This window comes from Prosthecobacter sp. (assembly GCF_044373815.1).
Classification (GTDB): Bacteria; Verrucomicrobiota; Verrucomicrobiia; order Verrucomicrobiales; family Verrucomicrobiaceae; genus Prosthecobacter.
The window spans coordinates 1-3378 of the sequence record NZ_JBIPNG010000609.1 but is presented as its reverse complement, the minus strand read 5'-3'; the positions used below and the strand labels follow the sequence as shown (position 1 = coordinate 3378).

General features: G+C 62.6%; 4 protein-coding genes. 3 read left to right on the top strand and 1 reads right to left on the bottom strand.

All coding sequences use genetic code 11. The features are described 5' to 3' along the window. The first annotated feature begins 426 nt into the window (after window positions 1-426). Window positions 427-915, top strand: a complete 489-nt coding sequence (locus tag ACIREA_RS29060; RefSeq protein ID WP_397385819.1) for an FKBP-type peptidyl-prolyl cis-trans isomerase — start codon at window positions 427-429, stop codon at window positions 913-915. A 73-nt stretch (window positions 916-988) separates the two neighbouring features. Here the strand turns inward: ACIREA_RS29060 and ACIREA_RS29055 are convergent, their stop codons facing one another. Continuing rightward, window positions 989-1660 (bottom strand): hypothetical protein, encoded by a 672-nt coding sequence (locus tag ACIREA_RS29055; protein ID WP_397385818.1) that lies wholly within the window; start codon window positions 1658-1660, stop codon window positions 989-991. A gap of 136 nt (window positions 1661-1796) precedes the next feature. Here ACIREA_RS29055 and rlmN point away from each other — a divergent pair, with 136 nt between their 5' ends. Continuing rightward, window positions 1797-2891 (top strand): 23S rRNA (adenine(2503)-C(2))-methyltransferase RlmN, encoded by a 1095-nt coding sequence (gene rlmN / locus ACIREA_RS29050; RefSeq protein WP_397385817.1) that lies wholly within the window; start codon window positions 1797-1799, stop codon window positions 2889-2891. Continuing rightward, entirely contained in the window at window positions 2888-3349 is a 462-nt protein-coding gene (locus tag ACIREA_RS29045; protein ID WP_397385816.1) for a cupin domain-containing protein, read from the top strand. Before rlmN ends, ACIREA_RS29045 begins: the two co-directional genes overlap by 4 nt. Window positions 3350-3378: the final 29 nt, after the last annotated feature.

Here is a 3378-nt window from a genome sequence, read left to right as displayed (position 1 = left end):
CCTTTCAAAACGCACTGACAGAACTGACGGAACCTCCCCCAAACGGGTTGTAGAGCTTCGCAAAACTCATTTCCGTTTAGCTGGCTGCTTCTTGCTCGAGGATCTTGGGCTCCGAAGTCGGCTGGCTGAGGACAGCCAGCCCTACCTGCGCTGGGCATACGAACGCCCAGCGCGAGGTTGGGCGGCTTGTCCTCAAGCCGCCGCTGAGCGTCTCCACGCTCGCTTTCCAGAAATCCGTTTCGCAAAACGCTTTGGCGCGATGTCACACAGCCTGCGCCACGAATCCAGCCTCCCCTTCCCCTGCTCGCAGCTCTTTGCAGCACCACGCATCTCGGTTGCGCGTGGGCCGTTTCCCGCCCACATCTTCCGCCACCACGGGGCTCATCCCAACCGAGGCCCTGCACCACCCTACCCACCGCAGTCACCATGAAACGCTCTTCATTGTCCGTCTCCCTGTCCGCCGCACTCCTGCTTCTCATGACCAGCTGCGAAAGCGGCAAGAAGTCCGAGCCTGCTTCACACTCCGCCGCCACTCCGCCCATCAGCGGCACGCCATCGACCGATGGCATGATCTCCACCCCGAGCGGACTGCGCTACAAGGTGCTGGCATCCGGGCCTGCAGACGGGCGCTCTCCCACGCTCTATGACTCCGCCACGGTGCACTACAAAGGCACGCTGATCAATGGCACGGTGTTTGACAGCTCCTACGAGCGCGGTGCCCCCGCCACCTTTGGCGTGAACCAGGTGATCCCAGGCTGGACGGAGGCGCTGCAGCTCATGAAGCCCGGCGACCAGTGGCTGATCTACATCCCCTCGAATCTCGGCTACGGCCCCCAGTCCATGGGCGACATCCCGGCCAACAGCGACCTGATCTTCCAGGTGCACCTGCTGCAGGTGACCGGGGCTGGCGCGTAGTGAGGAAGGCCCAAGCGGCTCCCGTTGCGCCGCAACGGGAAGTTTGGCCTGACCCCGTTGCGCCGCAACTGGACTACTTCCCCTCCCACAGCCTGATCGAATCGATCTGGCAGGTGCCGAAATCGACGGCTTTGAAGTCGATCTGCGCCTGGCCGGTCATGTCGATGTTCTTGCTTTCAAAGACATGCTTCTTGCCGTCGATCTTCAGGAGGATGGTGCCTTTCTTCAGCTCGATGACCACCTCATGCCATTGGTTCAGCGCAAAGAGCGGCTGCTCCACAGGCAGGGTCTCCACGTTCTTTTTGAGGGTCAACGTCGTGGCCTTTTCGCCAAAGCTCAGGGTATGGATGTGGTGGCCGAGGTCGAAAAGCGGAAAGCCTTTCTGGTAGGTCGTGGCATCATAGCGCACGCGCATGGCGCAGACGAAATTCTCCGGCACCTTCTTGAGCCAGATGACGGGCTTCAACCCCGCGTGGGAGGGGTCGGCGCTCGCTTTCTTCTTGTCCTGGAACTCCTTGGACGACGGGCTGCCCGTGAGCACGCCGTCTTTGACTGCCCACGTGGTGTTTTGCCGCACCTCCCAGAACTCCGTGTTCAGCGGGCCGTCAAAGTTGTCCGAATACACCAGCTTCAAATTCTGAAACAGCTCCGGCTTGTAGTCTGCATCCCCCTTCTGGGCATGGGATGGCAGGACGGTGAAAGTGAAGGCAAAACACAGAGCGGCAAGACGAAGAGGCGTGGTCATGAGAGTGCTGTAACGTAGAAGACGCGCGGAGTTTTCGCCCAAGTTGGCCAGTTGCGCCGCAACTGGTCAGAGAAGCCGACTCAGGCAGAACTCCTGTTGCGGCGCACCGGGACTACTCTATGCCTGCACACGCCCCATGTCCCTGACCACCCGCCCACCGCGCTCCCTCCCCGATCTCTCCGCCGAGGAGCTGGGCACGTGGCTGGCCGCGCAGGGCTTCAAAGCCTCGCACGCGCCACGTGTGCTGCGCAATCTCCTCGAAGTCCACGGTGAAGAAAGCAAGGAGCACCCCGGCATGCTGCTGCCTGCAGATCTTTCCCAGCGACTGCTGTCCGAATTTCCCACCACCGCCGCGAGCCTCGCCATGCGTCAGGTTTCTGAAGATGGCACAGCGAAGCTGCTGCTGCGCCTCAATGACGGCCGCACGGTGGAGTCCGTGCTGATGCCAGACTTCCACCCGGAGCGTGCAGCAGGCTGCATTTCCAGCCAGGTGGGCTGCGCCATGGGCTGTGACTTCTGCGCCACCACGCAGACCGGCTTTGAGCGGAACCTCTCCTCCGGAGAGATCGTGGAGCAGTTCATCCACCTGCGCCGCGAGGCACGCGCCGCCGGCCGCACGCTGCGCACCATCGTCTTCATGGGCATGGGCGAGCCAATGCTGAATCTGAAAAACGTGCTCGCCGCCGTGCAGCGTATCGCCGCGCCCACGCTCGGTGCTTTCGGCTGGCGGCAGATCACCATCTCCACCGTGGGCATTGTGCCCGGCATTGATGAACTGCGTGAGGCGGATCTCGGCGTGCATCTCGCCTTGTCTCTGCACGCGCCCGATGATGCCACCCGCGCTGATCTCCTGCCCATGGGCAAACGCTTTGATGTGCAGGACGTGCTCGCTGCGGTGGACCGCTACCAGGCCAGCAGCGGCCGCATCACCACCATCCAGTACTGCCTGCTCGATGGCGTGAACGATTCCCTCGCGCAGGCACGCGATTTGTCGCGTCTGCTGGAAGGACGGCGCATGCATGTGAATCTGCTGCGCTACAATGCCACCGGCCTCAGCCTGCGTGGCCGCACCTATGCACCGAGCAGCCTGGAGCAAACGGAAGCCTTCCTCGCCGAACTCCGCGCGCATGGCACCGTGGCCCATCTGCGCCGTGCACGTGGGCCGGACATCGATGCCGCGTGCGGTCAGTTGCGGAAACGCGAGGCTGCGCATCCTTCTGCAACTCCATGAAACCCGTGCAAGGCTACCATCTCATCACGCCCGATGATCTCACCTGGCGTCTGTCGAATCTCATGCGCATCCCGAACGCAGACTTTCTGGAGCGCACCGGCAGCGAAAACATGGGCGCACGCCTCTGGCGCATGCCGCCCATGAGCGCGAACACGCTTCACAAACACATCCGCGCCGAGGAGTTCTACTTCGTGCTCGAAGGCACGGGCCGCATGCGCGTAGGCGATGAAACACTCACCGTGCCCAAGCACGGCGGCGTCCATGTTGGCCCGGATCAGCTGCGTCAGGTGTTTAACGACACCGCCGAAGAAGTGCTCTGGCTCATCATCGGCGCACCCGAGGAAACCGAATTTCTCCCCGGTGCTGCGGCCAAGCCCGACCTGTCGCTCATTTATCCCACCGATCCCAAGCAGCTGCCCAAGGAACTCGCAGGCTCGCAGTGGCCGCCGAAGGAGTGAGCCGGGCCTGCCGACTCTGATTGCCTCAC

What these genes read in the sequence shown, in the direction of transcription:
- rlmN (WP_397385817.1), top strand. Translation starts at nt 1,797, where the DNA reads ATGTCCCTGACCACCCGCCCACCGCGCTCCCTCCCCGATCTCTCCGCC.
- ACIREA_RS29060 (WP_397385819.1), top strand. Translation starts at nt 427, where the DNA reads ATGAAACGCTCTTCATTGTCCGTCTCCCTGTCCGCCGCACTCCTGCTT.
- ACIREA_RS29045 (WP_397385816.1), top strand. Translation starts at nt 2,888, where the DNA reads ATGAAACCCGTGCAAGGCTACCATCTCATCACGCCCGATGATCTCACC.
- ACIREA_RS29055 (WP_397385818.1), bottom strand. Translation starts at nt 1,660, where the DNA reads ATGACCACGCCTCTTCGTCTTGCCGCTCTGTGTTTTGCCTTCACTTTC.